The 26,747-nt window shown below is 67.8% G+C and carries 27 protein-coding genes, 1 tRNA gene, 1 other RNA gene and 1 pseudogene; 15 read left to right on the top strand and 15 right to left on the bottom strand.

Translation table 11 applies throughout. The annotated features are described in order from the left end of the window. Positions 1-65 precede the first annotated feature (65 nt). Positions 66-827 carry an Rv3717 family N-acetylmuramoyl-L-alanine amidase gene (locus K883_RS10735; RefSeq protein ID WP_009952026.1) on the top strand — a complete coding sequence of 254 codons (762 nt, stop codon included), beginning with the start codon at positions 66-68 and terminating at the stop codon, positions 825-827. 14 nt (positions 828-841) lie between these two features. Here the strand turns inward: K883_RS10735 and K883_RS10730 are convergent, their stop codons facing one another. Next, on the bottom strand, positions 842-1,279 hold the full coding sequence (locus K883_RS10730; protein ID WP_026071057.1) for an SRPBCC family protein: 438 nt from the start codon (positions 1,277-1,279) through the stop codon (positions 842-844). An 81-nt stretch (positions 1,280-1,360) separates the two neighbouring features. Here K883_RS10730 and K883_RS10725 point away from each other — a divergent pair, with 81 nt between their 5' ends. Together K883_RS10725 and K883_RS10720 are read left to right on the top strand one after the other, a co-directional pair. Continuing rightward, positions 1,361-2,752: an FAD-binding oxidoreductase gene (locus K883_RS10725; protein WP_179945057.1), complete on the top strand. Its 1,392-nt coding sequence runs from the start codon at positions 1,361-1,363 to the stop codon at positions 2,750-2,752. Beyond that, a complete protein-coding gene (locus K883_RS10720; RefSeq protein WP_020188345.1) occupies positions 2,749-4,059 on the top strand; it encodes a class I SAM-dependent methyltransferase in 1,311 nt (436 codons plus the stop codon). The genes K883_RS10725 and K883_RS10720 overlap by 4 nt, the downstream gene beginning before the upstream one ends. Positions 4,060-4,070: 11 nt before the next feature. Here the strand turns inward: K883_RS10720 and K883_RS10715 are convergent, their stop codons facing one another. The 3 genes from K883_RS10715 to ffs all read right to left on the bottom strand — a co-directional run bounded on the left by K883_RS10715 (position 4,071) and on the right by ffs (position 7,495). Continuing rightward, a complete protein-coding gene (locus K883_RS10715) occupies positions 4,071-5,918 on the bottom strand; it encodes a DNA polymerase III subunits gamma/tau (protein WP_008263232.1) in 1,848 nt (615 codons plus the stop codon). A 57-nt stretch (positions 5,919-5,975) separates the two neighbouring features. Next, positions 5,976-7,259: an aspartate aminotransferase type Ic gene (locus tag K883_RS10710; RefSeq protein WP_029383892.1), complete on the bottom strand. Its 1,284-nt coding sequence runs from the start codon at positions 7,257-7,259 to the stop codon at positions 5,976-5,978. A gap of 141 nt (positions 7,260-7,400) precedes the next feature. Next, an RNA gene (ffs, locus tag K883_RS26710) (signal recognition particle sRNA small type) lies at positions 7,401-7,495 on the bottom strand. 65 nt (positions 7,496-7,560) lie between these two features. On the opposite strand from ffs, the gene K883_RS10705 reads away from it, so the two are divergent. The 3 genes from K883_RS10705 (at position 7,561) to K883_RS10695 (ending at position 9,736) form a co-directional block, all read left to right on the top strand. After that, a tRNA-Ser gene (locus tag K883_RS10705) sits at positions 7,561-7,649 on the top strand. Positions 7,650-7,739: 90 nt separating this feature from the next. Continuing rightward, positions 7,740-8,579 carry a hypothetical protein gene (locus tag K883_RS10700; RefSeq protein ID WP_036454441.1) on the top strand — a complete coding sequence of 280 codons (840 nt, stop codon included), beginning with the start codon at positions 7,740-7,742 and terminating at the stop codon, positions 8,577-8,579. Positions 8,580-8,674: 95 nt separating this feature from the next. Beyond that, positions 8,675-9,736: an NAD(P)H-dependent amine dehydrogenase family protein gene (locus K883_RS10695; RefSeq protein ID WP_036454439.1), complete on the top strand. Its 1,062-nt coding sequence runs from the start codon at positions 8,675-8,677 to the stop codon at positions 9,734-9,736. Here K883_RS10695 and K883_RS10690 read toward each other — a convergent pair. Together K883_RS10690 and K883_RS27890 are read right to left on the bottom strand one after the other, a co-directional pair. Further along, positions 9,731-11,007, bottom strand: a pseudogene (locus K883_RS10690) (serine hydrolase domain-containing protein). The gene K883_RS10695 and the pseudogene K883_RS10690 sit on opposite strands and share 6 nt — an antisense overlap. Before the next feature lie 39 nt (positions 11,008-11,046). Further along, positions 11,047-11,205 carry a hypothetical protein gene (locus K883_RS27890; protein WP_162494281.1) on the bottom strand — a complete coding sequence of 53 codons (159 nt, stop codon included), beginning with the start codon at positions 11,203-11,205 and terminating at the stop codon, positions 11,047-11,049. Positions 11,206-11,266: 61 nt separating this feature from the next. Between K883_RS27890 and K883_RS10685 the strand changes: the two genes are divergently transcribed. Genes K883_RS10685 through K883_RS10675 form a run of 3 tightly spaced genes read left to right on the top strand, consistent with a single transcriptional unit; the run spans position 11,267 to position 13,149 of the window. Continuing rightward, positions 11,267-11,440 (top strand): CsbD family protein, encoded by a 174-nt coding sequence (locus K883_RS10685; protein WP_008263222.1) that lies wholly within the window; start codon positions 11,267-11,269, stop codon positions 11,438-11,440. Then, the gene (locus tag K883_RS10680; protein WP_008263220.1) at positions 11,440-12,156 is read left to right on the top strand and encodes a cutinase family protein; all 717 of its coding nucleotides are present in this window, start codon (positions 11,440-11,442) and stop codon (positions 12,154-12,156) included. Before K883_RS10685 ends, K883_RS10680 begins: the two co-directional genes overlap by 1 nt. A gap of 6 nt (positions 12,157-12,162) precedes the next feature. After that, positions 12,163-13,149, top strand: coding sequence for an SDR family NAD(P)-dependent oxidoreductase (locus K883_RS10675; RefSeq protein WP_020821409.1), 987 nt, complete (start codon positions 12,163-12,165; stop codon positions 13,147-13,149). A 40-nt stretch (positions 13,150-13,189) separates the two neighbouring features. Here the strand turns inward: K883_RS10675 and K883_RS10670 are convergent, their stop codons facing one another. Then, entirely contained in the window at positions 13,190-13,576 is a 387-nt protein-coding gene (locus K883_RS10670; RefSeq protein WP_008263216.1) for a PPOX class F420-dependent oxidoreductase, read from the bottom strand. 114 nt (positions 13,577-13,690) lie between these two features. On the opposite strand from K883_RS10670, the gene K883_RS10665 reads away from it, so the two are divergent. After that, entirely contained in the window at positions 13,691-14,275 is a 585-nt protein-coding gene (locus tag K883_RS10665) for a TetR/AcrR family transcriptional regulator (protein ID WP_036454437.1), read from the top strand. Between the two features lie 6 nt (positions 14,276-14,281). Here the strand turns inward: K883_RS10665 and K883_RS10660 are convergent, their stop codons facing one another. Then, positions 14,282-15,484 (bottom strand): cytochrome P450, encoded by a 1,203-nt coding sequence (locus tag K883_RS10660; protein WP_036455411.1) that lies wholly within the window; start codon positions 15,482-15,484, stop codon positions 14,282-14,284. Positions 15,485-15,607: 123 nt separating this feature from the next. Here K883_RS10660 and K883_RS28220 point away from each other — a divergent pair, with 123 nt between their 5' ends. Then, positions 15,608-15,823: a cysteine hydrolase family protein gene (locus K883_RS28220; protein ID WP_020821406.1), complete on the top strand. Its 216-nt coding sequence runs from the start codon at positions 15,608-15,610 to the stop codon at positions 15,821-15,823. A gap of 36 nt (positions 15,824-15,859) precedes the next feature. Next, the gene (locus K883_RS28215; protein ID WP_020821405.1) at positions 15,860-16,243 is read left to right on the top strand and encodes a cysteine hydrolase family protein; all 384 of its coding nucleotides are present in this window, start codon (positions 15,860-15,862) and stop codon (positions 16,241-16,243) included. Here K883_RS28215 and K883_RS10650 read toward each other — a convergent pair. Beyond that, entirely contained in the window at positions 16,240-18,273 is a 2,034-nt protein-coding gene (locus K883_RS10650; RefSeq protein WP_369798880.1) for a glycoside hydrolase family 172 protein, read from the bottom strand. The two genes, K883_RS28215 and K883_RS10650, sit on opposite strands and share 4 nt — an antisense overlap. Before the next feature lie 260 nt (positions 18,274-18,533). Here K883_RS10650 and K883_RS28210 point away from each other — a divergent pair, with 260 nt between their 5' ends. Continuing rightward, the gene (locus tag K883_RS28210) at positions 18,534-18,656 is read left to right on the top strand and encodes a hypothetical protein (RefSeq protein ID WP_014941157.1); all 123 of its coding nucleotides are present in this window, start codon (positions 18,534-18,536) and stop codon (positions 18,654-18,656) included. A 489-nt stretch (positions 18,657-19,145) separates the two neighbouring features. Here the strand turns inward: K883_RS28210 and ligD are convergent, their stop codons facing one another. Beyond that, entirely contained in the window at positions 19,146-20,177 is a 1,032-nt protein-coding gene (ligD, locus tag K883_RS10645; protein WP_008263204.1) for a non-homologous end-joining DNA ligase, read from the bottom strand. A gap of 26 nt (positions 20,178-20,203) precedes the next feature. On the opposite strand from ligD, the gene K883_RS10640 reads away from it, so the two are divergent. After that, positions 20,204-21,274 (top strand): ATP-dependent DNA ligase, encoded by a 1,071-nt coding sequence (locus K883_RS10640; RefSeq protein ID WP_036454433.1) that lies wholly within the window; start codon positions 20,204-20,206, stop codon positions 21,272-21,274. Positions 21,275-21,495: 221 nt separating this feature from the next. Here K883_RS10640 and K883_RS10635 read toward each other — a convergent pair whose 3' ends face one another. Both K883_RS10635 and K883_RS10630 read right to left on the bottom strand, forming a co-directional pair. Further along, positions 21,496-21,957 (bottom strand): DUF2834 domain-containing protein, encoded by a 462-nt coding sequence (locus tag K883_RS10635; RefSeq protein ID WP_036454431.1) that lies wholly within the window; start codon positions 21,955-21,957, stop codon positions 21,496-21,498. 326 nt (positions 21,958-22,283) lie between these two features. Then, complete coding sequence (locus K883_RS10630) at positions 22,284-23,543, bottom strand: HNH endonuclease signature motif containing protein (RefSeq protein WP_036454428.1); 1,260 nt, start codon at positions 23,541-23,543, stop codon at positions 22,284-22,286. A 148-nt stretch (positions 23,544-23,691) separates the two neighbouring features. Here K883_RS10630 and K883_RS10625 point away from each other — a divergent pair, with 148 nt between their 5' ends. Further along, the gene (locus K883_RS10625; RefSeq protein WP_020821400.1) at positions 23,692-24,057 is read left to right on the top strand and encodes a hypothetical protein; all 366 of its coding nucleotides are present in this window, start codon (positions 23,692-23,694) and stop codon (positions 24,055-24,057) included. A 16-nt stretch (positions 24,058-24,073) separates the two neighbouring features. Here K883_RS10625 and K883_RS10620 read toward each other — a convergent pair whose 3' ends face one another. From K883_RS10620 to K883_RS10610, 3 genes are read right to left on the bottom strand one after another with little or no spacing between them, the layout of a single operon-like run. After that, positions 24,074-25,309, bottom strand: a complete 1,236-nt coding sequence (locus tag K883_RS10620; protein WP_020821399.1) for a cytochrome P450 — start codon at positions 25,307-25,309, stop codon at positions 24,074-24,076. A 42-nt stretch (positions 25,310-25,351) separates the two neighbouring features. Beyond that, the gene (locus tag K883_RS10615) at positions 25,352-26,257 is read right to left on the bottom strand and encodes a haloalkane dehalogenase (protein WP_020821398.1); all 906 of its coding nucleotides are present in this window, start codon (positions 26,255-26,257) and stop codon (positions 25,352-25,354) included. 1 nt (position 26,258) lies between these two features. After that, positions 26,259-26,744 (bottom strand): NUDIX hydrolase, encoded by a 486-nt coding sequence (locus K883_RS10610; protein WP_020821397.1) that lies wholly within the window; start codon positions 26,742-26,744, stop codon positions 26,259-26,261. Between the last annotated feature and the right edge of the window lie 3 nt (positions 26,745-26,747).

The following is a 26,747-nucleotide window of genomic DNA, read 5'->3' as shown; positions in this document are numbered from 1 at the left end:
TTCGCTCGTGAGTCTCCGGCGATTCGGAACACCCAGCGTAAACCGCGCGCCGTTACCTTTGCGCCGTGGACCTACGACTGAGCAGACGTGTCGGGATCAAATTGGCGGTCGGCGCGCTCGTTGCCGCCTCGACGGCGATCACCCCGGCCGCGTGGGGGGTTCCCTCCAACATCGCCGGCATGGTGGTTTTCATCGATCCGGGTCACAACGGCTCCAATGACGCGTCGATCAGCCGGCAGGTGCCCACCGGCCGCGGCGGCACCAAGGACTGCCAGGCCAGCGGGACGGCGTCCGCCGCCGGCTATCAGGAGCACACCTTCACCTGGGACACCGCGCTGCGGGTCCGCGCCGAGTTGACCGCGCTGGGAGTGCGGACCGCCCTGGCACGCGCCAACGACACCGGGCTGGGGCCCTGCGTCGACGAGCGCGCCAGCATGGCCAACGCACTGCACCCCAACGCGATCCTGTCCATCCACGCCGACGGCGGCCCGCCGTCCGGGCGCGGGTTCCACGTCAACTATTCGGCGCCGCCGCTCAACCAGGCGCAGGCCGGGCCCTCGGTGCAGTACGCCCGCATCATGCGCGACCAGATGCAGGCGTCGGGCATCCCGCCGGCCAACTACATCGGGCAGAACGGACTGTACGGACGCTCGGACCTCGCCGGCCTGAACCTCGCGCAGTACCCGTCGGTTCTGGTCGAGTGCGGCAACATGAAGAACCCCGCGGACTCGGCGCTGATGCAGTCCGCCGAAGGCCGGCAGAAATACGCCGACGCGATGGTCCGCGGCGTCGCGGGTTTCCTGGCCTCGCAGGGCCAGGCGCGCTGATCGCCCGCCCGGCGCTAGCCTTCGAGTTCCTTCTTCAGGTTGGCCAGCACCTCGCCCTGAATCCTCTTCAGCCCCAACGGCGCAAAGGTCTTTTCGAAGAAGCCCTTGACGCCGCCCGCGCCGGTCCAGGTGGTCTTCACGGTGACGCTGGAGCCCGGCCCGGCGGGCGCCACCGTCCAGTTGATCACCATGGTCGAGTTGGCGTCCTTCTCGATGACGGTGTGCCCGGCCACGTCCACGTTGACCTGCACGTCGCGGACGCGTGATTTGGTGGCCTGCAGCCTCCACTTGGCGACCGTGCCCGCCCCCTGCCCGCCCTGCAGCACCTGGTAGTCGCTGTACTGCGGCGAGAGAATTTTCGGACGCACCGTCTGATAATCCGCGACGGCGGCCAGGGTCGCCGCAGGCTCGGCATTGATCAAGATGGTGCTGTCGGCGCTCACCTGTCCCAAGGCGACCCCTCCTCGTGATGAATTCCCCGGCGCCGCCGCTCGCGACGGATGCACGGGCTGTTGTCGAAGACTAGGGTATATGTGGTGCCTGTCCTTGGATCTGCACTCTCGGCCCACAAGTCGGGCGTTGACCGGCTGCTGGCAAGCTATCGATCCATTCCCGCAACGTCCGCCGTCCGGCTGGCCAAACCGACGTCAAACCTGTTCCGCGCCCGCACCAAACGTGACGCGCCCGGCTTGGACACCTCGGGGCTGACCGGCGTCCTGAGCGTGGATCCCGAAACCCGCACCGCGGACGTCGCCGGCATGTGCACCTACGCGGACCTGGTCGCCGCGACGCTGCCCTACGGCCTTTCGCCGCTGGTCGTCCCGCAGCTGAAGACGATCACCCTCGGCGGGGCGGTCAGCGGCCTGGGGATCGAGTCGGCGTCGTTTCGCAACGGGCTGCCGCACGAATCGGTGCTGGAGATGGATATCCTCACCGGCGCTGGCGATTTGCTCACCGCATCACGCACCCAGCACCCGGACCTGTTCCGCGCCTTCCCGAATTCTTATGGAACACTAGGGTATTCGACCCGGCTTCGGATCGAGCTGGAACCCGTCGCACCGTTCGTCGCGCTGCGCCACATCCGCTTCCGCTCGCTGCCCGCGCTGATCGCCGCGGCCGAACGCATCATCGACACCGGCGGGCAGGGGGGAACCCCGGTCGACTATCTCGACGGGGTGGTCTTCAGCGCCGACGAAAGCTACCTGTGCGTGGGCCGGCGGACCACCACCCCCGGCCCGGTCAGCGACTACACCGGCAAGGACATTTACTACCAGTCCATCCGGCACGACGCCCCGGGCCTGGAGGCGACCAAGGATGACCGGCTGACCATGCACGACTACTTCTGGCGCTGGGACACCGATTGGTTCTGGTGCTCGCGCGCGTTCGGCGTGCAGGACCCGCGGGTGCGACGCTTCTGGCCGCGCCGCTATCGACGCAGCAGCTTCTACTGGAAGCTGATTTCCCTGGACCGGCGCTTTGGGATCTCCGACCGCATCGAGGCGCGCAACGGGCGCCCCCCACGCGAACGGGTGGTGCAAGACATCGAGATTCCGGTCGAACGGACCTGCGACTTCCTGGAGTGGTTCCTGGACAACGTGCCCATCACGCCAATCTGGTTGTGCCCGTTGCGCCTTCGCGACCGCGACGGCTGGCCGTTGTACCCGATGCGGCCGGATCACACGTACGTCAACGTCGGCTTCTGGTCGTCGGTGCCGGGGGGCGCGACCGAGGGCGCCGCCAACCGGATGATCGAAGAAAAGGTGAGCGAACTCGACGGGCACAAGTCCCTGTACTCCGATTCCTTCTACTCCCGCGAGGACTTCGACGAGCTGTACGGCGGCGAGGCCTACAACACCGTCAAGAAAACCTACGACCCCGATTCTCGTTTACTCGACCTCTACGCAAAGGCGGTGCAACGGCGATGACGACTACCAAGGAACCCCACCGCACGTCGCACGGGAAACTGAGCATGGCAGAGATCCTGGAGGTCTTCGCCGCCACCGGCCGACATCCGCTGAAGTTCACCGCCTACGACGGCAGCATCGCCGGCAACGAGGACGCCGAACTGGGCCTGGACCTTCGCAGCCCCCGCGGCGCCACCTATCTGGCGACCGCCCCCGGCGAACTCGGCCTCGCCCGCGCCTACGTGTCGGGCGACCTGCAGGCGTACGGCGTTCATCCGGGCGACCCGTACCAACTGCTCAAGACGCTCACCGATCGGGTGGAATTCAAGCGGCCCCCGGTGCGGGTGCTGGCCAACGTCGTGCGGTCGCTGGGGTTCGAGCGGTTGCTGCCGGTTGCGCCGCCCCCGCAGGAGGCGCTGCCAAGGTGGCGGCGCATCGCCGACGGGCTGATGCACACGAGGACCCGCGACGCCGAGGCCATCCACCACCACTACGACGTGTCCAACACCTTCTACGAATTGGTGTTGGGGCCGTCGATGACCTACACCTGCGCGGTGTATCCCGATGCCGACGCGACACTCGAACAGGCGCAGGAGAACAAGTACCGGCTGATCTTCGAGAAGCTGCGGCTGAAGGCCGGCGACCGGCTGCTCGACGTCGGCTGCGGCTGGGGCGGCATGGTGCGCTACGCGGCCCGGCGCGGCGTCCGGGCCACCGGCGCCACCCTGTCGGCCGAACAGGCGAAGTGGGCGCAGAAGGCGATCGCCGAGGAAGGCCTTGCGGACCTGGCCGAGGTGCGCCACACCGACTATCGGGACGTGGGCGAGGCGGCGTTCGACGCCGTGTCCTCGATCGGGCTGACCGAGCACATCGGCGTCAAGAATTACCCCGCCTACTTCGGCTTCTTGAAGTCGAAGCTGCGCACCGGCGGCCTGCTGCTCAATCACTGCATCACCCGCCACGACAACACGTCGACGTCGTTCGCGGGCGGATTCACCGATCGCTATGTCTTCCCGGACGGGGAGCTGACCGGCTCGGGCCGCATCACCTGCGACGTCCAGGACTGCGGCTTCGAGGTGCTGCACGCGGAGAACTTCCGCCACCACTACGCGATGACGCTGCGCGACTGGTGCCGGAATCTGGTCGAGAACTGGGACGCCGCGGTCAGCGAGGTCGGCCTGCCGACCGCGAAGGTCTGGGGCCTGTACATGGCGGCGTCACGGGTTGCGTTCGAGCAGAACAACCTTCAGCTGCATCACGTGCTGGCGGCCAAGACCGACGCGCGGGGCGACGACGACCTGCCGCTGCGGCCGTGGTGGACGGCCTGACGGTCTGACGCTCAGCCGTTGTCGATGCGGCGCGCGCCGAGCTCGTTCTGGAGCAGTTCGAGCGCGACCTCTTCCGGGTCGCGGCGCGGGCCCGACGGCTGGTCGCGGACGGCCTCGGCGAGCAGGTGTTCTTCCTCGGCCCGCCGGGCCGAATCCGGTTCGGGGGCAGGCTCTTCGGGCTGCGGTGTCAGCGGGTTGGCCGCGGCCTGCGCCGGCGTGCCGGCCTCGCACCGCACTCGCCAGTTGACTCCCAGCGCGTCCTTGAGCGCCTCGGCGATGACGTCGGCGTTGCGCTGTTCGCACAGCCGCTTGGCCAGCGGCGCCGATTCGTGGCTCAGCACCAACGTGTTGTCCTCGATCGCCCGGACGGTGGCGCCGGCCAGCATCACCTCGGTGGTGCGGCTGCGCTGACGGACCTTGTCGCGCACGGTCGACCACATGCTGCGCACCGCTGCGGCGTTGAGTTCGCCGGGCGCAGAGGATGTTTCGGCCGCCGGCGAGGGGGCGGGGGCGGGCGCCGGAGGAGGCTCGGGTGCCGGCGCGGGCTCGGCCTTCGGCTCGGGCTTTGGCTCGGGCTTCGGCTCGGGCTTTGGTTCGGGCTTCGGCTCGGGCTTGGGGGCAGCCGCGGACGGTCGGGTGAAGCGGACCGGCCGGTCGGCGGGCTCGGCCGGCCGGCCCGCGGTGGCCTCCGAGCCGGGAATGGACATGTCCAGCCGGGTCTCGATCCGCTCGACGCGTTGCAGCAGCGCGGCTTCGGTGTCGCTGGCCGAGGGCAACAGCAGCCGCGCGCACACGACCTCGAGCAACAGGCGCGGCGCCGTCGCGCCCCGCATCTCCCCCAGCCCCGCCTGCACCACCTCGGCGTAGCGGGTCAGGGTCGCCGTCCCGAGCCGGGTCGACTGGTCGCGCATCCGCTCCAGCACGTCCTCCGGTCCGTCCACCACGCCGCGGGCCGCCGCGTCCGGGACGGCCTGCAGCAGGATCAGGTCGCGGAACCGCTCCAGCAGATCGGTGGCGAAACGCCGGGGGTCGTGGCCCGCGTCGATCACCGACTCCACCGCCCCGAACAGCGCCGCGGCATCGGCGGCGGCCAGAGCGTCCACGGCGTCGTCGATCAACGCCATGTCGGTGGCCCCCAGCAGGCCCAGGGCCCGCTGGTAGGTCACGTGGGCGCCCTCGGCGCCGGCCACCAGCTGGTCGAGCACCGACAGGGTGTCGCGGGGCGAGCCGCCGCCGGCGCGGATCACCAGCGGGTAGACCGCGTCGTCGACGACGACGCCCTCCTGCTCGCAGATCCGGCCGATCAACGCCCGCATGGTCTTCGGCGGCAACAGCCGGAACGGGTAGTGATGGGTGCGCGACCGGATCGTCGGCAGCACCTTCTCCGGCTCGGTGGTGGCGAAGATGAAGATGAGGTGCTCGGGGGGTTCCTCCACGATCTTGAGCAGCGCGTTGAACCCCGCGGTGGTCACCATGTGCGCCTCGTCGACGATGAACACCCGGTAACGCGACTGCGCCGGCGCGTAGAACGCGCGGTCGCGTAGCTCGCGGGTGTCGTCGACACCGCCGTGGCTGGCGGCGTCGAGCTCGACGACGTCGATGCTGCCGGGCGCGTTGGGCGCCAGGGCCTGGCACGAGTCGCAGACCCCGCAGGGGGTCGCCGTCGGCCCCTGGGCGCAGTTCAGCGACCGGGCGAGGATCCGCGCCGAGGAGGTCTTGCCGCAGCCGCGCGGACCCGAGAACAGGTACGCGTGGTTGATCCGGCCGGCCTCCAGCGCGATCGACAGCGGCTCGGTGACGTGCTCCTGCCCCACCACTTCGGCGAAGGTTGCCGGACGGTACTTGCGGTAGAGGGCCACGGTCAGCAGGCTACCGGCGTCGTCCGACGACGATGCGGGCGCGGCAGGGTCGTCGGTTCACACTCGATCGCGGGCCAGCAACGACTCCGAGGCGGCCAGCAGCGCGCAGGTGGCCAGGCCGTCGACCGCGTCGCGCAGATCCGGAAGCGACGGGAAGGTCGGCGCGATCCGGATGTTCGTGTCGTTCGGATCCTTGCGGTACGGGAACGACGCGCCCGCCTCGGTCACCGCGATCCCCGCGTCCTTGGCCAGCGCGACGGTCCGCTTCGCCGTGCCGGGCAAGACGTCGAGGCTGATGAAGTAGCCGCCCTTGGGGTCGGTCCACGAGGCGATCTTGGAATCGCTGAGCCGCTGATCCAGGATCTCGGCCGCCAGCGCGAACTTCGGCGCCAGGATCTGCTGGTGCCGCAGCATGTGCAGGCGCACCCCGTCGGCGTCGCGGAAGAAGCGCAGGTGCCGCAGCTGGTTGATCTTGTCCGGTCCGATCGACTTCTTCCCCGCGTACTGCAGATACCAGGCGATGTTGCCCAGCGATCCGCCCAAAAAGCTGACGCCGGCGCCGGCGAAGGTGATCTTGGACGTCGACGCGAGAACGTACGGGCGGTTGGGATTGCCGGCCGCCGCCGCCAGGCCGAGGACGTCGACCTGCCGGACGAAGTCGTGGGTCAGGGTGTGCACGGCGTACGCGTTGTCCCAGAACAACCGGAAATCGGGTGCGGCGGTCCGCATCTGGACGAGCCGCAGCACCGTGTCCCAGGAGTAGGTGACCCCGGTGGGGTTGCCGAACACCGGCACGGTCCACATGCCCTTGATGGCGGGGTCCGCGGCGACCAGCTCCTCGATCAGGTCGACGTCCGGCCCGTCGGACAGCATTGGGACACCGATCATCTCGATCCCCATCGTCTCGGTGATGGCGAAGTGCCGGTCATAGCCGGGGACGGGGCATAGGAACTTGACGCTGGCCTCGTCCTTCCAGGGCCGCTGCGAATCCACGCCGCCGTAGAGCATCGAGAACGCGACGAGGTCGTGCATCAGTTCCAGGCTGGAGTTGTTTCCCGCGATCAGGTTCTGCACCGGGATGCCGAGCAGCTCACCGAAGATGGCTCGCAGCTCCGGCAGGCCGTGCAGGCCGCCGTAGTTGCGGGTGTCGGTGCCCTCGCCGTCGCGGTAGTCGTCGCCGGGCAGGCTCAGCAGCTGGTTGGACAGGTCGAGCTGGGCGGGCGCCGGCTTGCCGCGGGTCAGGTCCAGGGCCAGCTTTTTGGCCTGCAAATCCGCGTAATCCTGCTGGTGGCGAGCGTGTGCGGCGGCAAGCTCGGCAGGGCCGAGGGACTCCAGCGACACCATGGACCCTTTCGCTATCAAGGCGTGGGAGGTGGCGATCGCAAGCGCGGCCAGCCGGGCGCAGCGGGTCGCCACTCAATCGAATCCTGTGGCGATCGCAAGCGCGGCGGAGCCGGGCGCAGCGGGTCGGCACCCGTTTAACCTAGGGGACCCCGCGCACCCGACAGAGCCCATTGACCCTTGCTGCCTTCCGGCCCTGGGGGAGTTCACAGGATAGACGCCGCGCGGGGTCCACCGAGAGTCTAGTACCTTCCCCGGAGCAACCGGCGAACGCGGTCTGGCCCTCGGTTACCATGGCCACGGAGGATTCGCCTAGTGGCCTATGGCGCTCGCCTGGAACGCGGGTTGGGTTAACAGCCCTCGCGGGTTCAAATCCCGCATCCTCCGCCATCGGTCCGCCCCGCGGACACGCACAAAGCGGTTTGGTGTCGGGTCGGTCGCCCTCAGGCCGGCTCGAACCGACCCAGCATGAGGAGGCTTATGGGGCGCAAGGTCGCCATCCTGTGGCACGCGTCATTCACGATCGCCGCCGGCTTCCTCTACTTCTTCTTCGTGTTGCCCCGCTGGCCTGAGTTGATGGGTGACACCGCGCATTCGTTGGGGACGGCGCTGCGCATCGTGACGGGCGCGCTTGTCGCGCTCGCGGCGCTGCCGGTGGTGTTCACCCTGCTGCGCACCCGCAAGCCGGAATTGGGCACCCCGCAGATGGCGCTGTCCATCCGGGTCGCCTCGATCGTGGCCCACGTGCTGGCCGGTGTGCTCATCATCGGGACGGCGATCAGCGAGATCTGGCTGAGCCTGGACGTCGCCGGACGGTGGTTGTTCGGGATTTACGGGGCGGCCGCCGCGATCGCGTTGCTCGGATTCTTTGCCTTCTATCTCTCCTTTGTCGCCGAGTTGCCGCCGCCGCCGCCGAAACCGGTCAAGGCGAAAAAGCCCAAGAAGGCCAAGAAGGGGGGCCTCCGCCGCAAGAAGGGCCAGGAGGCCGACGAGGCCGACAGCGACGTCGCCGCCGAAGAGGCCGACAGCGCCGACGAAGCAGGCGAAGCCGAAGAGGCCGACGCGGCCACAGAGACCGAAGCGAGCGAGCCGGACGAGACGGACGCGGCCACCGAAGCAGCAGCCGAAGCAGCCCCCGACGAGCCCGCCGAGACCGAGGTAGCGCCGGTAGCCGACGCGACCGAGGAGAGCGAAGAGCCGCGGACCAAGTTGCAGAACCGCCGCCCGACGGGCAAGGGGTCGCACCGGATGCGGCGCAGGCGCACTCGGGCCGGCACCGCGGTCGACGACACCGTCGACCAAACCGCCGACGAGGACTAGCGGCCTCGGTCGACCCCACCCTCCCGCGGAAGCGTCGGCTCCGAATCTTCCTATTAGGCCTACTAAGAACCCCCGCGATTCCCTATGCTGAGCGAGTGCCAAACAACTATCGAGTGGTTCAGTGGAACACCGGCAACGTCGGCAAGAGCTCGCTGAAGTCGATCGTCACCAACCCCACGCTGGAATTGGTCGGGTGCTTCGCCTGGTCGAAGGACAAGGTCGGGCGCGACGCCGGTGAGCTCGTCGGGATCGCGCCGGTGGGCGTCGCGGCCACCAACGACGTCGACGAGCTCCTGGCCCTCAAGCCGGATTGCGTGGTCTACAACCCGATGTGGTTCGACGCCGACGAGCTGGTCCGCATCCTGTCCGCGGGCGTCAACGTGGTGACCACCGCGTCGTTCATCACCGGCGGGAACCTCGGCGACGACCGCGAGCGCATCGCGGAGGCCTGCCAGAAGGGCGGCTCCACGATCTTCGGGTCCGGCGTCAGCCCGGGTTTCGCCGAGCTGCTGGCCATCGTGTCGGCGATGGTGTGCAACCGGATCGACAAGGTCACGGTCAACGAGGCCGCCGACACCACGTTCTATGACTCGCCCGAGACAGAGAAGCCGGTGGGCTTCGGCCAGCCGATCGACCATCCGGACCTGCCGGCGATGGCGGCGAAGGGGACGGCCATCTTCGGCGAGGCCGTCCGGCTGGTGGGCGACGCCCTCGGCGTCGAGCTCGACGAGGTGCGCTGCGTCGCCGAGTTCGCCCAGACCACCGAGGACCTCGTGATGGCGTCCTGGACCATCCCCGCGGGACACGTCGCGGGCACCTACATCAGCTGGCAGGGAATCGTCAACGGACAGACCCTGATCGACCTGAACGTGCGGTGGCGCAAGGGGCAGACGCTCGAGCCGGACTGGAAGATCGAGCAGGACGGCTGGGTCATCCAGATCGACGGGCAGCCCACGGTGACCACCAAGGTGGGTTTCCTGCCGCCGCCCTATTTCGAAGCCACCACCATCGAAGAGTTCATGGACCTCGGCCACATCATGACCGCGATGCCGGCCATCAACGCGATCCCCGCCGTCGTCGCCGCGGCACCCGGCATCGCCACCTACGCCGACCTCCCGCTTACGCTGCCCCGCGGCAACGCGCACATCGGGTCATAGCGCCGCGCTGCGCCGCCGGGCGGGTTTGGCGTAGCGCGCGCCCAGCGGCGGCACCGCGAGCGGCTCCTGATCGCGGACCGCCTCGATGGCGTTGCGCAGCGGACGCGCAAGGCCCGCAAAGGATCCCATGTCGAACAGCAGCGGCGTCAGCAGCCGGTTGTGCACGAAGCCGAAGGAGCTGCGGGTCTCGGGGTCGGCCCAGCCGAGCGTTCCGCCCAGCCCGACGTGGCCGAAGCCGCGGAGCAGGCCGGGAACCGGCGACTCGTGGTAGCCGAGGTGAAAAGGCATGGGCACCACCATGTTCGCGTCGGGCCACTTCCGCCGCGCCTGCCCGGCGAGCCCCCGTGCCAGCTCGTCGGACAGGAACTTCTTGCCGTCGATGCGGCCGTCGTTGGCCAGCGCGGCGAACATCTTGGCCAGTCCCCGCCCGGTCACCACGCCATTGGCGGCGGGGACCTCGCCGTCCAGGAACGGGGTGTCTCCCTTGATCAGCGAGATGACGCCCGGGAAGTACATCGCGCCGAGCGCGCCGGAGAAGGGCAGGCCGGCCAGTCGCGGCGCGATGAAGTTGAACACCGGGGCAGGCAGCCGCCCCTGCGGTATCAGGATTTCGGCGGCCGTCGTCGGTGAACCTTGCGGGGGGCGGCCCAGGTGCAGCCCGTCGGTGTCCAGCGGACGGGCGACTCCTGGCGGATCAGCTCGCGCATCCCTTTACCGGTCACCGCCCGGGCCAGACCCGACAACAGCCACCCGTAGGTGAGCGCGTGGTAGGCCTGCACACCGCGCAGATGATCGACGGGCGCGGCCGCCAGCCGCTCCTCCATCAGGAGGTGGTCCATCAACTCGGTTTTGGTGACGCCCCGCAGGTGCGACAACCCGGATCGGTGCCGCAAGACGTCGCGGACCGTGATCTCGGCCTTCCCGTTGGCGCCGAATTCGGGCCAGTATTGCGCGACGGGCGCGTCGTAGGACAGCAGGCCGCGGTCGGCGAGCCGGTGTATCACCGTCGACGCGATGCCCTTGGTAGCCGAGAACACCATCGCGCCGGTGTCGGCGGTCCAGCGCTGGGTGCCGGCCCGGTCCGACCACCCGGTCCAGACGTCCACGACGGACACGCCGTCGACATAGACGCTCAGGGCTCCCCCGCCGAACCGGCGGCCGGGGAACAGCTGGGAGAACAGCTTGACGACGTTGGCGAAGCGCGGGTCGGCGGCGCCGGACACACCGCGTGGCAAACCATCGCCGGTGATCAGCAGGGTCGACGGTGTCACTGCGCCGCGACGTCTGGAGCGGTCATCCGAATGAAGCTATCAGTCGGGTTGTCGCGGGGGCTCGGGATTCTCGCCGGGGATTTGATCGGGCGGCGCTTCCCTCAGATAGCGGCGTAGCCGCAGCAGCTGATTGACCACGATGCCGATGCCCAGCAACATCAGGCCCGCCACTACTGCCACCACGATCGCGGTGCTCACAGCGTCCATGATGACAGGGCCGGTGTTTCGATATCTGCTGCTCCCGGGTAGCCAGCACGCCATGAGCGCCGAAGACAAGTTGAAGAATAAGATCGAGGACCTCGGCGGCCGCGCCAAGGAAGCCCTCGGCAAAGCCACGGGCGATGCCCAAACCCGGGACGAAGGACGGGCCGATCAAGCGAAGTCCGCGTTGAAAGACGCCGGCGAAAAGGTGAAGGACGCGTTCAAAAAGTAATGACAATCCGGAATGTGTTGGCCGTCCGGTCGATGCGCCGCCTGCCGCTGCCCTTGTTGGCAGCGGCAGCCGTATTCGGCTCACCGGTCGCGAGCGCGCCCTCGGCGACGGCCGAACCGTGTCCCGACGTCGAGGTGGTGTTCGCCCGGGGATCCGGCGAGCCGCCCGGCATCGGCGGCATCGGCCGGCCGTTCGTGGACGCGCTGCGCTCGGAGATCGGCGCCAAGTCGCTGACGGTGTATGCGGTGAACTACCCCGCCAGCACCGACTTCGACAATCCCGCGTTCCCGGGGACCGTCATCGACGGAATCCGCGACGCCAGTTCGCACATCGAGTCCATGGTGGCGAGTTGCCCAAACACCCGCGAGGTGCTCGGCGGCTACTCGCAGGGCGCCGCGGTGGCGGGCTACACCACCTCGGCCACCGTGCCGCCGGGCGTTCCCGCTGACAAGGTGCCGCCTCCGATGCCGCCGGCCATCGCGCAACACGTCGCCGCCGTCACGCTGTTCGGCACGCCGACGGGGCAGTTCCTGCAGAAGTACAACGCGCCGCCGCTCACCATCGGGCCGCTGTATGCGCCCAAGACGATCCAACTGTGCGCACCGGGCGATCCGGTCTGTGCCAGCGGCGGCGACGGGGGCCTGGCCGCCCACACCTCCTACCCGGGAAACGGCATGACCAGCCAGGCCGCCGATTTCGTCGCCGGCCGCCTGTAGGCCGGCATGCGGGTCCTCATCACGGGCGGTACGGGCTTTGTCGGCGGGTGGACCGCCAAGGCCGTTTTCGACGCGGGACACTCGGTGCGGTTCCTGGTCCGCAACCCGGCGAAGCTGCAGACCACCGTCGCGAAGCTGGGTGTGGACACCTCGGACTTCGCCGTCGCCGACATCACCGACCGCGTCGCGGTGCGAGACGCGTTGCAGGGATGCGACGCCGTCGTGCACAGCGCCGCCCTGGTGGCCACGGATCCGCGCCAGACGCCGCAGATGCTCGCCACCAACATGCAGGGCGCCCAGAACGTGCTCGGCCAGTCCGTCGAGCTCGGTCTGGATCCGATCGTGCACGTGTCGAGTTTCACCGCGCTGTTCCGTCCGGACCTGGAGACGCTGACGGCGGACCTGCCGGTGGTGGGTGGGGCCGACGGCTACGGAACGTCCAAGGCGCAGGTCGAGATCTATGCCCGCGGCCTGCAGGATGCGGGCGCGCCGGTCAGCATCACCTATCCGGGGATGGTGCTCGGGCCGCCGGTCGGCGACCAGTTCGGCGAGGCCGGCGAGGGCGTGCGGGCGGCCGTGCAGATGCATGCGATCCCGGGGCGCAGCGCGGCATGGCTGATCGTCGACGTCCGCGACCTGGCCGCCCTGCACGCGGCGTTGCTCGAACCCGGGCGCGGGCCGCGGCGCTACACCGCGGGGGGCCACCGGGTGCCCGCCGCCGACCTCGCGACCCTGCTCGGCCAGGTGGCCGGGACGCCGATGGTGGCGGTCCCGATCCCGGACACCGCGCTGCGGGTGGCCGGGGCGGTGCTTGATCGGGCGAATCGCTTCCTGCCCTTCGAGACCCCGTTCACCTCGGCGGGAATGCAGTACTACACCCAGATGCCGGCGTCCGACGATTCCCCGAGCGAACGAGAACTGGGCATCACCTATCGCGATCCGCAGCAGACGGTGGCGGACACGTTCGCGGCGATGCGCGCGGAAAGCGAATAGCCGCAAAGCCGTTCAGAGCCGTTCAGGGCGTTCAGGGCTTTCAGGCGGGTGTGATCTCCAGGCCGACGTGCACCTTGTCGATGCCGCCGCGGACGATCGTGTGCGCGTAGAACCACCACGCGTGGTACCAGTACCGCTTGAGGACGGCGTTGTACACGCGCCGCGTCTCGGACTTCGGCAGTACCCGGGCGACGGCCTCGACCTCGTCGCTCTTGGGCTTGCCCAACGCCGCGCTCTTGGCGATCGTCACCCTGGGCGTGTTGTTGATCCGCTTGGTTTTCCACGAACCGTCGTCGGTGATCACCAACAGCTTGCCGTCGCCGTCGGGCGCCCCCCAGACCGGCGTCGGCTTGGGCCGGCCATCCTTGGTGAACGTGGTCAACAGCAAATACTTGGATCGGATGACGTCGCTGAAACTGGGGGCCATGACACCTCCATTGCCCCGTCGCGCCAGTTCCTAATCATGGTCGGCGCGACCCTGGGCTAAGCTTTTGGGCGATTGCCCAAAAGGCTACGCATCCCTGCGGGAAAGACGTACACCATGACCGCCCCCCGACGGCCGAAGGCGCGCGACTCCACCACTCGCGACATGCTGATCGACGCGACGATCCAGATCATGGTCGAGGACGGCTACGCCGCGGCCACCTCGCGGCGGGTGGCGAACGAGGCCGGCGTCAAACCAGCGCTGGTCCACTATTACTTCCCCACCATGGACGAGCTGTACCTCGACGTCTTCCGGCGCGGGGCCGGCGCCTATCTGGAGCGCCAAAAGCAGGCGCTGGCCTCCGACCGCCCACTGCACGCCTTCTGGCAAACCCTCATCGAGCCGAAGGACACCCGGCTGCTGTTGGAGTTCATGGGGCTGGCCAACCATCGCAAGGAGATCGGGGCAGAGATCGCGGCGTGGTCGGAGCGATGGCGCGAAACGCAAACCACCGCATTGAATTTCATCGTCCGCGAACACGGATTGGACCGGAGCGAATTTCCGCCCGCGGGGATCGCGGTCATCATCGCGGCGATCGGCCGCATGCTGATCCTGGAACAGGCGCTCGGCACCACGGCGGGCCATGACGAAGCCGTCGCACTGGTCAACCGGCTCATCGACCGTTTCGAGTTGCCCTCTTAGCGCCCGTTAGGGCAGCACGACGCGCAGCCGCTCCCAGCCGCGCACCGTGGACGTCGACGCCAATTGTGCGGTGTCGTAGTCGATGTCCCATTCCGGCCAACGGTTGAGGATCTCGTCGAGCGCGACGCGGCCTTCCAGGCGGGCCAGGTTGGCGCCCAGGCAGTAGTGCACGCCCTTGCCGAACGTGATGTGCGAGATGTTGTCGCGCCGGATGTTGTAGGTGTCCGGATCGGTGTAGCGGCGGGGGTCGCGGTTGGCGGCGCCGAACAGCAGCAGCATGGCGCTGCCGGCCGGCACCGTCGTGCCGTAGCACTCGAAATCGGTTGCGCTCCAACGGGCGACGTGGGGGCCGGTGGGTTCGAAGCGCAGCGTCTCGTCGACGGTGCGGGTCAACAGGGACCGGTCCCGGTACACCTCGTGGCGCTGATCCGGGTGCTCGGCGAGCACCTTGGCCAGCCAGCCGATCAGCCGGCCGGTCGTCTCGTTACCCGCCCCGGCGACCACCTGGGTGTAATGCAGCACCTCTTTACGGGTCAGCTTGCGGTGCACGCCCTGGTCGTCGTCGAACTCGACGTTGAGCAGCGTCGTCATCAGGTCGTCGGACGGATTCTTCGAACGCCATTCGACGTAGTCGGCGTAGATCCGGCCGTCGGCGATGGAGTCGGCGTTGGCGACCTTCAGGGGGGCGCCGGGCTTGGTGCGCAGGTTGGCGTCGTTGGCGTCTCGCACCGAGACCTGCTCGGATTCCGGGATTCCCAACAGCATCCCGATCACCCGCATCGGCATCATCGATGCCAGCTCGGCGATGATGTCGAATCCCCCGGACCCGACGAGTGGGTCCAGGCACCGAACGCAGTACTGCCGGATCTGGTCCTCGAGGGCGGCCATCCGGCGCGGCGTGAAGACGCGGGACATCAGGCCGCGCAGCCTCGTGTGTTCGGGGGGGTCCTGGAACATCATCACGCCGCCGGGCATCTCGAACTTCGACTGGACCAGCTCGAGGATGTCGCTTCGCTTGTTGGAGAAGGTTTCCCAGTTGGCCAATCCGCGCTCGACGTCGGAATGCCGTGACAGCGCCCAGAAGTCGTACTTTTCGTTGTAGTAGATCGGGGCTTCGTCGCGCAGCCGCGCATAGGTCGGATACGGGTCGGCGTTGATGCCCACGTCGTAGGGGTCGTAGTAGACGTCGGTGTCATTGGTGACGGTCATCGATTTCCTCACTTCGGGCAGCCGCCGGCATCCCTGCACCCGTCGATTTTGGGCGATCGCCCAAAATCGTGGCGCAGGCCATGTCTAGCAGCATCTCCGCGAATCCGTCAAGGTCGCCAAGCCGTGCGCGATGATGATCCCGTGGCATACGACAAGGCGGCGACCGGGCTCCTGGTGATCGATCCCTACAACGACTTCATTTCCCCGGGCGGGAAGGTGTGGGACCGGCTGAAAGGCGTCATCGAAGGCAATGGCTGCGTCACCCACATGCAGCAGGTGCTCGACGCGGCGCGCGGCGCGAACCTCGGCTTCTTTTATGCCCTGCATCGCCGTTACTGACCGGGCGACTACGAAACGTGGAAGCACATCGCGCCGGTGCAGCGGGCGGCCTGGTCGCGCAAGACGTTCGAATACGGCACCTGGGGCGGCGAGATCCATCCAGGGTTCGAACCGCAACCCGGTGACGTCGTCGCTCATGAGCGCTGGTGTTCCAGCGGTTTCGCCAACACCGATTTAGATCTGCAACTCAAGCGCCACGGCATCGAGCAGGTCATCGTCATGGGCTTGATCGCGCATACCTGCGTGGAGGCGACGGTGCGGTTCGCCGCCGAACTCGGCTACGACGTCACCGTGGTCCGCGACGCCACGGCCGACTATTCGGACACCGAGATGCGCGCCGCCCTCGAGGTCAATCTGCCCAACTACGCCTCGGCCATCGTGACCGCCGACGAGGCCGTCGCCGCGATCGCCGCGCTCTAGGCCGGGCCCGTGAGGGCGTCGACGTGGTAGCGGCTGGCGGTCCAGGGCGGCGAATCCGCCGTGGGCGCCAGCGTGATGGTCAACTGCGCTTTGCCCACCGTGACCGACTGCGGCACCAGGTAGGTGTCGTCCAGCCAGCGGTGAAAGGTGTTGCTGCGCGGCTGAAGCCACGTGCCCGCGGGCACGCCGTCCACCGCGACGTCCGCCGATTGGAAGCCGGTCGCCTGGTCCGACGTGCGGCGCAGCAGGACACCGTGGTTGCCCGGATCAACCTGAACATGGAAGGTGATCGCACCCTGGGTGCTGCGGACCGAGCCGACGAGGGGCAGGGTGTCCTCGGTGCCCTCGTATTCGCTGACCAGCAGCTGATCGGTGGCGTCGGCATCGGTGTAGCCGTGCAGGACGCGATCGACGGGATCGGCGGGGCGGACGTCGTCGCTGCCGGTGAGGACCGCGTCCGGCTGTGTGTAGAGGAATGCCGTTGAGCTGTAGTCGGGTTGGACCATGTTGCGCTTGCCGTGCTCGATGCCGAAGCGGAGCGCGGAGTGATAACCGATGGCGTCGGCGAGCATGATCCGGTAGACGGCGACGCAGTAATCCGCGCACCCGCCGGTCGCCGTGCGCTGGTCGGGCTGGCCGTTGAGCGGGTCGCTGAAGTGCGTGCCGTCTTTGAAGTACCAGCCACCCTCGTAGAGGTCCTCGGTGCCGGTGCCGTACCACTGCGGGGATGCGGCGCCGTCGGTGTAGACCCGCTCGGCGCCTTCGAGAAAGTAAGGGGCGCCGTCGCTGAACGCCGTTTTGGTCCGCCGGCCCCGTATGGTGTGGCTGACCCCGACGAATTTGCCGTGGCCCTGCTCGTCGGCGAACACCCAGTCCTGGCCCTGGATGGTCGGACCGGCATGGGCGCGGGCGGTGAAGTAGCCGGCGCGGCCGCTGGCCAGCGCCGCCGCCCATTGCGCGTCGGGCGCCGTCGTGACGTCGCCGGCGATCCCCGGCACCGTGGCGGCGGTGGTGTTGACGAGGGTGACGCTGGTCGAGTTCGCGAAAGGCATTGGCCACCAATCCCGCAAGACCAGCGACCCGTCGGGCTGTGGATCGGCGGCGAACATCAGCGATCGCACGGGGTTGGCGCCGAGTCCCGCGCCGAAGAACTCCCCCACGGGCGCGTCGACCATGGCCCGGCCGTCGAATTCGATCCGCAGGCGCAATCCGGCCAGGAGTTGATCCGTCGCGGCGGGCAACCGCAGCCGCAGCGCCGAGATGCTGCCCGGGCCACTCGCCTCGGCGACGGTTTGTTCGGTCCCCGCGGGCAGATCGATGACCCGATTGCTCTGCGTTGCAGTGCTTGTCGCCGGTTTGGGGTCGGCGGTGCCTGCGGCGCGCAGGGTGTCCAGCACATCGAGCGCGGGATCGGCAGGCGAAAAGGTAGTTATCCCATCGGCATTCGGGAACTGTCGATAGTCGACGTGGTAGTACTCCAGATGGGACGCGACGCTGATCCGCATCGACCGCCGATAGGGCATCGGCACCTTGATATAGACCCCGCCCGGCGACTGGGCGGCGTTGGCCACCAGCGGCCACGCGAACGGGGCGCCCAGTTCGCCGTCGACCAGCGATTGCAGCGGTGTGTCCACGACGGTCTGCCCATCCAGCTCGATGCGGATGTGCCCGATGGCACGCACATTGCCCCCGTCACGGGTAAACCAGATCGAATCAACTTCCCCGGCACCGTGATCCTCCGCGATGACGCAGCCCGCGCCGCCCGGCGCCAAACACCCGCCGGTGCCGTTGCGGTTACCGGTCGAAATGTCGAAATCGCCGCCGCTGCGATCGAAACTCGACACCTGCAGGGTCTGCGATTCGGCGTCCAGGTAGGGCAGCCGATCCAACCGGCGGTAGGTGTCCCAGCCGACCATCTTCTCGCCGAGACCGGCGGCCGGCGGCTCGGCCGCTGCGGGCGCGATGGCGCAGGCGGCCGCCCATAGCATCAGCGCGCAGGCCGCAGTCCACGCCCCAGAAGCCACCGGCATAACAACGGAGCTTACTTTTCTTCGTGCTCTGGCCCCGCGCCCGCCGCGCGAAATACATTCGAGGTGTTGCTCGTTCGCACCATGCGGCCGGAATTGACACGGGGAAACGCGCCATTCCCGGTCTAGAATGAGTCCGCCGCGATGGACTTCAATCAGTTGACGTAAATCGGTCCTATTTCGCTGGATCCCATGGCATTCCGCATTGTACTCACGTACTATAACGCTTCTCGGGCGTACATTTCTCCTAGGAGGGAGTGGTTATGTCTGGATTGAAGTACAAGGTTGTCCTCGGTCTTCTCCTCACCTTCACCGCGCTGACGGCCTCGGGTTGCACGGTGCCGCTGACCATCGACTGTGGACCCGGCCTGACCTGCGTGCCGTAGGCCTGCCGACAGGATCGCGATGACAGGCACCCTTTCGCGCCTTTGATGGCATTGGGTGCCAGTTCCCAGCACGGCCGAAAGCCGATACCATCCCCTCGCGCATCGGACGACGCCGTGACTACGCCGTCGCGGCGGCTGATCGCGAAAGCGACTGTACACCAATGCTTTAACGCTGCGCATTGAGCGCTGTTTGTCAGCCCTCGACGCGGCCGGCATCTCAGCGACGCGAGGGCGTGCGCACCCTTCGGGCCGTGCGTACGCCCTTCGCGAAATTACTTGCTGCCCGTCGCCCGGGTTCGCGGTAAACTGATCACCTCAGCGAAACAACGCTCGAAGCGGTCGGCCCCGAAGCCCTGGCAGTTCGGGTAGGGGAATTCGTGCGGTTCGGAGCCGCATCTAAGCCCCTGGGGCACAAGAGGATCGCTTCCACCCGCCCATCGCGAGCGCGCAGCCCATCGCCCTCAGGCTGATCGCGTAATGGGTTTTGGGCTACTTCTTCCCGTTCCTGCGATCCGTATCCCGGCTGGGCTGAACGCGTTTGGGTTCCCCGGGCATCTTCGGATAGTTCGGCGGATACGGCATGTCACCCAATCCACGTTCTTCGTCGGCCTCGGCCATTTGCAGCAGCGACGCGATCGACTGGGCAACATCATCCATTGCGGCCCAAGGGTCTTCCCGGCGCGCGACCAGCTCGGGCACGGTCGCCATGGTGTAGTCGTCCGGCTCGGCACCGGCCAATTCGTCCCAAGTCAGCGGCATCGACACCGTCGCGATCGGCGTGCGTCGCACCGAATAGGCCGACGCCATGGTCCGGTCCCGGGCGTTCTGGTTGAAGTCGACGAAGATGCGCTCGCCCCGTTCTTCCTTCCACCATGCGGTGGTGACGGCGTCGGGCGCACGGCGCTCCACTTCACGGGCCAGCGCGATGCCCGCGCGGCGCACCTCGACGAAATCCCAGTCGGTGGCGATCCGCAGGAAGACGTGGATCCCGCGACCCCCGGATGTCTTCGGGTAGCCGACCAGACCGAGCTCGTCGAGCAGCGGCCGCAACACGTCGACCGCGACGGTACGCGCCTGTTCGAAGGCGACGCCGGGCTGGGGATCCAGATCGATGCGCAGCTCGTCGGGGTGGTCGGTGTCGGGGCAGCGCACCTGCCACGGGTGCAGGGTGATCGTGCCCATCTGCGCCGCCCACACGATCGCGGCGGGATGGGTGACCTTCAGCGCGTCGGCGGTCCGCCCCGACGGGAACGTCACCTGGCACGTCTCCAAGTAGTCCGGATGGTGCTGCGGGATCCGCTTCTGATAGATCTCCTCGCCGTCGATGCCGTCCGGGAACCGCTGCAGGTGGCTGGGCCGGTCGCGCAGCGTGTCGAGCATCGGGCCGCCGGCGACGGCGCGGTAGTACTCGACCAGGTGCCGCTTGGTGCCCCGCGATCCCAGCTTGGGGAAATACACCTTGTCGGGATTGGTCAGGCGGACCGCGACACCGTCGACGTCGACCTCTTCTGCAGCAGCCATACCACCGATTCCAGCACAATCAGGCTATGGACCTCCCTGTCATGCCGCCGGTGTCGCCGATGCTGGCCAAGTCGGTTCGCGCTATCCCGCCCCACGCGTCGTACGAGCCCAAGTGGGACGGATTCAGGTCGATCTGTTTCCGTGACGGCGACGACGTCGAGCTCGGCAGCCGCAACGAGCGGCCGATGACCCGCTACTTTCCGGAGTTGGTCGCCGCGGTCAGGGCCGAGCTGCCGGAGCGCTGCGTGATCGACGGGGAGATCGTCATCGCCACCGACCACGGCCTGGACTTCGAGGCGCTGCAGCAACGCATTCACCCGGCCGACTCGCGGGTGCGAATGCTCGCCGAGGCGACGCCCGCGTCCTTCATCGCGTTCGACCTGCTGGCGCTCGGCGGCGACGACTACACCCGGCGGCCGTTCAGTGAGCGGCGGGCGGCCCTCGTCGATGCGGTGGGCGGATCGGGTCGCTCGATCCATGTCACGCCCGCGACGACCGATCTGGGCACCGCGCAGCGATGGTTCGACGAGTTCGAGGGCGCCGGCCTCGACGGCGTGATCGCCAAGCCCCTGGACGTCACCTACCAGCCGGACAAGCGGGTGATGTTCAAGATCAAGCACGAACGGACCGCGGACTGTGTGGTCGCCGGCTATCGGGTGCACAAGTCCGGCGCCGACGCGATCGGGTCGCTTTTGCTGGGGCTCTACCAGGACGACGGCCAGCTCGCGTCCGTCGGCGTCATCGGCGCGTTCCCGATGGCCGAGCGGCGCCGGCTGTTCACCGAATTGCAGCCGCTCGTCACCGACTTCGCGGACCATCCGTGGAACTGGGCCGCCCACGAGGCCGGCGAGCGAACGCCCCGCAAGAACGAATACTCGCGGTGGAACGCCGGCAAGGACCTCTCGTTCGTGCCGCTGCGGCCCGAGCGCGTGGTCGAAGTCCGCTACGACCACATGGAGGGTCGGCGTTTTCGTCATACCGCGCAGTTCAATCGGTGGCGTCCGGACCGCGACCCGCGCTCGTGCACCTACCAGCAGCTGGAACAGCCGGTGACGTTCAGCCTCGGCGAGATCGTGCCGGGCCTCGGCCCGGGCTAAAAGGGAGGGGCGCTTCCGCGGCGCTGCGGCCTTCACGACCCGCGATCTCCCGCGGATCTGAAACGCCTTGCGGCACTGGTTAGTTAGCCTCCGCGGGGCATACCTTCGGACATAAGAGCCAGGTGCCCGGGCGGCTGTTCAAGGTCAGCTTGGGGTCATATCCACACCGTGGTGCCGTCAGAGCACTGTCAGTCGCACAAGTGAAAGGTCGCGTTAAGTGGTCACCGCATGTCGATCCTGATAGTCAGGGCCAGGGTCAAGACGGCGACAACCGCGAGCAGAATTGTGTCTGTCCTGCCAAGGCGTGGCACGTCGGCTGTGCGCAGGCGCAATTCGCGCGCGATCAGGAAGAGCGGGAACATCACGCTGACGGCGATGAAGAACGATCCCACAATGTAAAGCCAGACGAATCGCAGGTTGTATTTCCTGGCTTCGATCACCATCAGAATGACGGCACTCAGGGCCAGCATCAGGGCGTCGGCTGTGATATTGCGCGAGGCCGCAGTCGTTTTGGTGTCGCGCCAGAAATTAACGAAAAAGTCGGTCGGGCTGTGAACGTACGTGATTGTCTGGCTCCACGTCGCGATGAGCGCGGCGACCGCGATAGCGCCGTATACGATGCAAAGAATTTTGCGGGACGTAGGGACCGATGATGCTTGGTCCGCTCGGTCGGGTGTAGTCATGCCTCAAGGTAGAACGAACCAAACGGGCGATGGCACAAAATGGCCCATTCACCCGTAACCCGGAGCCTGCGTTGCCAATGGTGTATGCGGCGCAAGGCAATCGACTCGACAAAAACACTTCGCTCTAGCGCAGCCCTCAGGCATTAGCGGACATTGCCGATATGCCGATGGTGGGCTGGTCCAAGGGCGTGGTTAATGCTCCGGTGCATGTTAATTCGGTGATTCTGTCCTAACACCAGGCTTGATCCGCATTGGTGCGCGCGTCGGCGCGGGTCGGGAACGAATCCGTTGATGCCCCAAACCCGTAGGAGGATTGAGTCCGCCAGCTAGTTGGTTGTCGGTGGTGGTTGGGGTTGGAAGGGGTCATACCACCACCAATCGGCGCGTTCGCCGGTAGGTCCCGGACACGGCGCTACCGCGGGCGGGGGCCCGGTTGGTGGGCGTGCCAGCGATCCCGGGCTCAGGATTTGGCCGTCGTCGTCGGTGACGGTCACGGCGTCGGCGGGTCCGGTGAGGGTGATCTCGCCCCGGTGGTGTGCCCGGTGGTGATAGGGGCAGACCAGCACCAGGTTGGCCAACTCGGTGGGGCCACCGTCTTCCCAATGCCACAGGTGATGGGCATGCAAACCCCGGGTGGCCCCACAACCGGGCACCACACACGAGCGGTCGCGGTACTCCAGGGCGCGGCGCAGCCGCCGATTGATCACCCGCGTGGTCCGGGCGGCGCCGATGGGTTCGCCGTGGCGCTCGAACCAGACCTCACAGGTGGCATCACAGGTCAGGTATTGGCGTTCGGCGTCGGTGAGCAGTGGACCCAGATGCAGCGCGGCAACGCGGCGCTCGATGTCAAGGTGTGCCACCACGGTGGTGTGCTGCCCATGCGGGCGGCGGGTGGCCTCGGCGTCCCAGCCCGCCTCGACCAGGCGCATGAACGCCTCGGCGGTGCTCGGCAACGGCGGCCGCTGATCGGAAACGTCCTGGCCGCCGGCGCGCTCGTCGTGGTCGTGTTTCCATTCGGCGATCAGCGCATCACGGTGAGACGCCAACGCGGCATCGAATTTCGCCGCATCATGGTGGCCCAGGGTGATCCGATAGCAGCTGCCCGCCTCGGTGGTGGTCGTGGTGAGCGAAGGCTCAGGCTCGGGGCGGGGTCCTGGTTGGGGTCGCGGTTCGAGTTTGACCGCGGTGCGCAACTGGTTGACCGTGGCGACCGCGGCCAGCTGGGCGTAATGCTCATCGGATCCCGGGCCCGCGTGGGCGGCGATCACCCCGACCTGATCGGCCGACAGCCGACCCTCACGCATACCCGCGGTGCAGCGCGGGAACTCCTCGAGCCGGCCCGCGATCGTACTGAGCGTGTGGGCGTTGCCCGACGAACAGCCCAGCTTCCAGGCCACCAACGCCGGCACCGAGCGCGCACCGGTCACGCCCCACAATTGGTCGCGATCGATCTCAGCGACGATCTGCACGATGCGCCCATCAATCGCATTGCGCTGACCGCTCAACTCCGCCAACTCCTCGAACAACACCTCAAGACGGTCACTGGCAGTCACTACCACGGCCTCAGCAGATGCGATCGAAGACATAACGCCATCATCGCCACCGCCACCGACAAAACCGGCCGACCAAATCGCGCCGATGTCGGCCCAAAAGCAAACCTGTGGACGAACTTCCAACTGTGGATAACTTCCAGATCGGCCGTTTAACGCCCGCCGAAGCGGGCACGCGGCCCGTATGTCAGTCACAGCGTTTCAAGACCTGCCGTTGGCCGACCGCGACCGGAAATGGGACGGTGGCGCCGCGGAGAAACGGGTCCGCAAGTGGGCCGGCGCCGAGGACGCCCCGAACCAGAAGTACCGCGACGCCCACGTCTGGTACGACGGCGACAACAAGGACAATTTCACCGGCTACAAGCTACTGATCGCCGACGTCATCGGAGGAACCCTCAAGGCGGTGCCGCGCGGGGTGATGGCCGCCGGCGCGATCATGGACGGCGCGCGCGGCGGCATCGACGTGCCGCACTCCGATGTCGATCGGGTCAAAAGCCACCTGGCGAAGTACTACAGGAAGATGGACGAAAGCCCTCCCTGGGAGCGCTGAACCCTGGGAGCGCCGATCAGATCGCGAGCGTCAGCTGCGACAGTCCGCGCAGCGTGACGTTGGTCTTGTACTGCGGTTCGCCGTCCAACCGTGCGTTCGGGAAACGCGCGGCGACCGCCGCCAGCGCCACGCTGGCCTCCAGCCGGGCCAGCGGCGCACCAAGGCAGTAATGCGCCCCGCGGCCGAATCCCAAGTGCCGCAGGTTCTTCCGTTCCGGATCGAACACATCGGGCCGGTCGTATTCGGCGGGGTCACGGTTGGCGCCGGCGAGCAGCAGCATCATGACATCACCCGCGGGCACCTCGACTCCCCCAATCACCATGTCGGCGAGCGCAATTCGACCGGCCAGCTGTACGGGCGGGTCGTAGCGCAGGGTCTCCTCCACGATCGCGGGCGCTCGGTCGACGTCGGCGCCCAGGGCTGCCCACTGACCTGGGTTGCGTAGCATGGCCAACACGGCGTTCCCGATGAGGTTCACCGTGGTCTCGTGACCCGCGATGAGCAGCAGGTTGCAGGTCGAGACGATCTCTTCCTCGGTCAGTTGATCCCCCGACTCCTCCACGGCGATCAACCCCGACAGCAGGTCCTCACCGGGTCGTGACCGGCGCTTGTCGATCAGGCCGTGGAAGTAATCACGCAGCCACGTACCGGCCTGTTGTCGCTCATTGGCGAATTCCGCCGGCACGCCGGTGATCGTCGAAAACGGGTCCAGCGCCTGGGCGAGCAACGCCGACGCGCGGCTGAACTGCGGCTCGTCCTCGAGGGGCACACCGAGCAACCGGCAGATGACCGCGACCGGCAGGGGATAGGCGAAATCCTCGACGACTTCGAACTGGCCCTTCTCGGCGACCCGGTCGAGCAATCCGTCGACCAGCGACCGGATGTCGGGTTGCAGCGCGCTCACCACCCTCGGCGCGAACGCCTTGCTGACCAGCTTGCGCAGCCGGGTGTGATCGGGCGGGTCGAGGAACAAGAATCCCGGCGGGCCCTGCCTGGGCGGCGCGGTGCCGGCCTCGGCCTGCCGCTTCGCGACCGTCGAGTTGGCGTTCTCGCTGCTCGACGACGGGTGCCGCAACACCTCGTCGCAGTCGCGGTAGCTCAAGAAGACCGCCAGGTTGGCGTCGGGCAGCTGCAACGGCCCGCGGTCGCGGAACTGCGCGCACAGCCGATACGGGTCGGCCCGGTTGGCGGGGTCCAGCAGCTGCAGCAATAGCCCCTGGGATTCGGCGGCTTCGGTGGGCGCGGTCGTCATCCTGACATTGTGCCCGCCCCCGATCCGCCGGGCCGCGCCCGTTCAGCGGCGCAGGAACGCCACGATGTGGCGGGCCAGTTCTTCGCCGGCGTCCTCCTGCAGGAAGTGTCCGGCGCCGCGGATCACCGGGTGGTCGATCCCCTGCGCGCCGCGCATCTCGCGCTGAAAGATCGCGGCCATCGGCCCGGTGATGGGGTCGCTGTCACTGAAGGCGACCAGCATCGGCGTCGGACTCACCGACAGCTTGGCCCACGCGGCCTTGTTGGCCGCCGCGGCGGGATCGTCCGGAGAGGTGGGCACCAGCCCGGGCATGGCCCGCGGGCCGATGCAGTACTCGTCAGCGGGAAACGGCGCGTCGTAGCCCGCGCGTTCGGCATCGCTCATCGGCCGGCGACAGCCGCCCTGCACAAACGCGCCGATGTCGAGCGCCGGCGCCGAGGTGATGGCCTCCCGGAAGCGCCACCAGATGTCGGCCATCGGCTGGTCCCCGTTCGGGAGCCCGGTGTTGGCGACGACGATCCGGGCAAACCGCTCGGGATGCTCTGCGGCGAGCCGCAATCCGATCAGCCCGCCCCAGTCCTGACCGACCAGGGTGACGTTGCGGAGGTCGAGGACATCGAACGCCAGCGCGCGCATCCATTCGACGTGGCGCGCATAGCTGTGGTCGTCGAGCCGGGTCGGCTTGTCCGAACGGCCGAAGCCCACCAGGTCCGGGCAGACGACGCGGTGACCGTCGGCCACCAGTATCGGAACCATCTTGCGGTACAGGTACGACCACGACGGCTCGCCGTGCAGCATGAGAACCGGATCCGCATCTCCTGGTCCGTCTTCGATCCAGGCGACGCGCAGCGCACCGCCGTCATCGTCGGGCAGTTCGCAATACCTTGGCGCATAGGGGAAATCAGGAATCTCGTCGAACCGGTCGTCGGGTGTGCGCAGCGTCTGCATGTCAGGTCCCTTCGGATAGTCCGGCCACAGCAGGATCCGCCATCAAGCGGTCGAGAAAACCGTGCTGGCCCTTCAGCAACTTGGTGCGCGCCGCCCCCACCGCGAACCAGCCCACCCGATCGACCTCGGGAAACTCCCGCAGCGTGCCCGACCCCTTTGGCCACTCCAGTTCGAACGTGTTGCTGCGCGCGTCGGTGATGTCGAGGTCGCTGTGCACGGCGAAGGCGGTCACCACCTTGGCGCCGGATTGTTTCAGCTGACCGAGGTCGACACGCGGCCCGGCCGGCAGCGGCAACCCCAGCTCCTCGGCGAACTCGCGCTGCGCGGCCGCCCAGGGATCCTCCCCGTCGGCGTACTCACCTTTCGGGATCGACCACGCGCCGTCGTCCTTGCGGGCCCAGAACGGCCCACCCGGGTGCGCGAGCAAGACCTCGACGACGCCGTCGCAGGTCCGGTACAGCATCACACCCGCGCTCAGCTTTGCCATCGA

Source organism: Mycobacterium sp. TKK-01-0059, from assembly GCF_000709305.1.
GTDB classification, from domain to species: domain Bacteria; phylum Actinomycetota; class Actinomycetes; order Mycobacteriales; family Mycobacteriaceae; genus Mycobacterium; species Mycobacterium intracellulare.
This window is presented reverse-complemented; position numbering and strand designations above follow the sequence as displayed.

Bases quoted from the DNA above. Each gene is read 5' to 3' on its own strand.
- K883_RS10720 (WP_020188345.1), top strand. From the start codon at position 2,749: ATGACGACTACCAAGGAACCCCACCGCACGTCGCACGGGAAACTGAGC.
- K883_RS10700 (WP_036454441.1), top strand. From the start codon at position 7,740: ATGGGGCGCAAGGTCGCCATCCTGTGGCACGCGTCATTCACGATCGCC.
- K883_RS10685 (WP_008263222.1), top strand. From the start codon at position 11,267: ATGAGCGCCGAAGACAAGTTGAAGAATAAGATCGAGGACCTCGGCGGC.
- K883_RS10680 (WP_008263220.1), top strand. From the start codon at position 11,440: ATGACAATCCGGAATGTGTTGGCCGTCCGGTCGATGCGCCGCCTGCCG.
- K883_RS10675 (WP_020821409.1), top strand. From the start codon at position 12,163: ATGCGGGTCCTCATCACGGGCGGTACGGGCTTTGTCGGCGGGTGGACC.
- K883_RS10670 (WP_008263216.1), bottom strand. From the start codon at position 13,576: ATGGCCCCCAGTTTCAGCGACGTCATCCGATCCAAGTATTTGCTGTTG.
- K883_RS10665 (WP_036454437.1), top strand. From the start codon at position 13,691: ATGACCGCCCCCCGACGGCCGAAGGCGCGCGACTCCACCACTCGCGAC.
- K883_RS10660 (WP_036455411.1), bottom strand. From the start codon at position 15,484: ATGACCGTCACCAATGACACCGACGTCTACTACGACCCCTACGACGTG.
- K883_RS10650 (WP_369798880.1), bottom strand. From the start codon at position 18,273: ATGCCGGTGGCTTCTGGGGCGTGGACTGCGGCCTGCGCGCTGATGCTA.
- K883_RS28210 (WP_014941157.1), top strand. From the start codon at position 18,534: ATGTCTGGATTGAAGTACAAGGTTGTCCTCGGTCTTCTCCTCACCTTC.
- ligD (WP_008263204.1), bottom strand. From the start codon at position 20,177: ATGGCTGCTGCAGAAGAGGTCGACGTCGACGGTGTCGCGGTCCGCCTG.
- K883_RS10640 (WP_036454433.1), top strand. From the start codon at position 20,204: ATGGACCTCCCTGTCATGCCGCCGGTGTCGCCGATGCTGGCCAAGTCG.
- K883_RS10635 (WP_036454431.1), bottom strand. From the start codon at position 21,957: ATGACTACACCCGACCGAGCGGACCAAGCATCATCGGTCCCTACGTCC.
- K883_RS10630 (WP_036454428.1), bottom strand. From the start codon at position 23,543: ATGTCTTCGATCGCATCTGCTGAGGCCGTGGTAGTGACTGCCAGTGAC.
- K883_RS10625 (WP_020821400.1), top strand. From the start codon at position 23,692: ATGTCAGTCACAGCGTTTCAAGACCTGCCGTTGGCCGACCGCGACCGG.
- K883_RS10620 (WP_020821399.1), bottom strand. From the start codon at position 25,309: ATGACGACCGCGCCCACCGAAGCCGCCGAATCCCAGGGGCTATTGCTG.
- K883_RS10615 (WP_020821398.1), bottom strand. From the start codon at position 26,257: ATGCAGACGCTGCGCACACCCGACGACCGGTTCGACGAGATTCCTGAT.
- K883_RS10610 (WP_020821397.1), bottom strand. From the start codon at position 26,744: ATGGCAAAGCTGAGCGCGGGTGTGATGCTGTACCGGACCTGCGACGGC.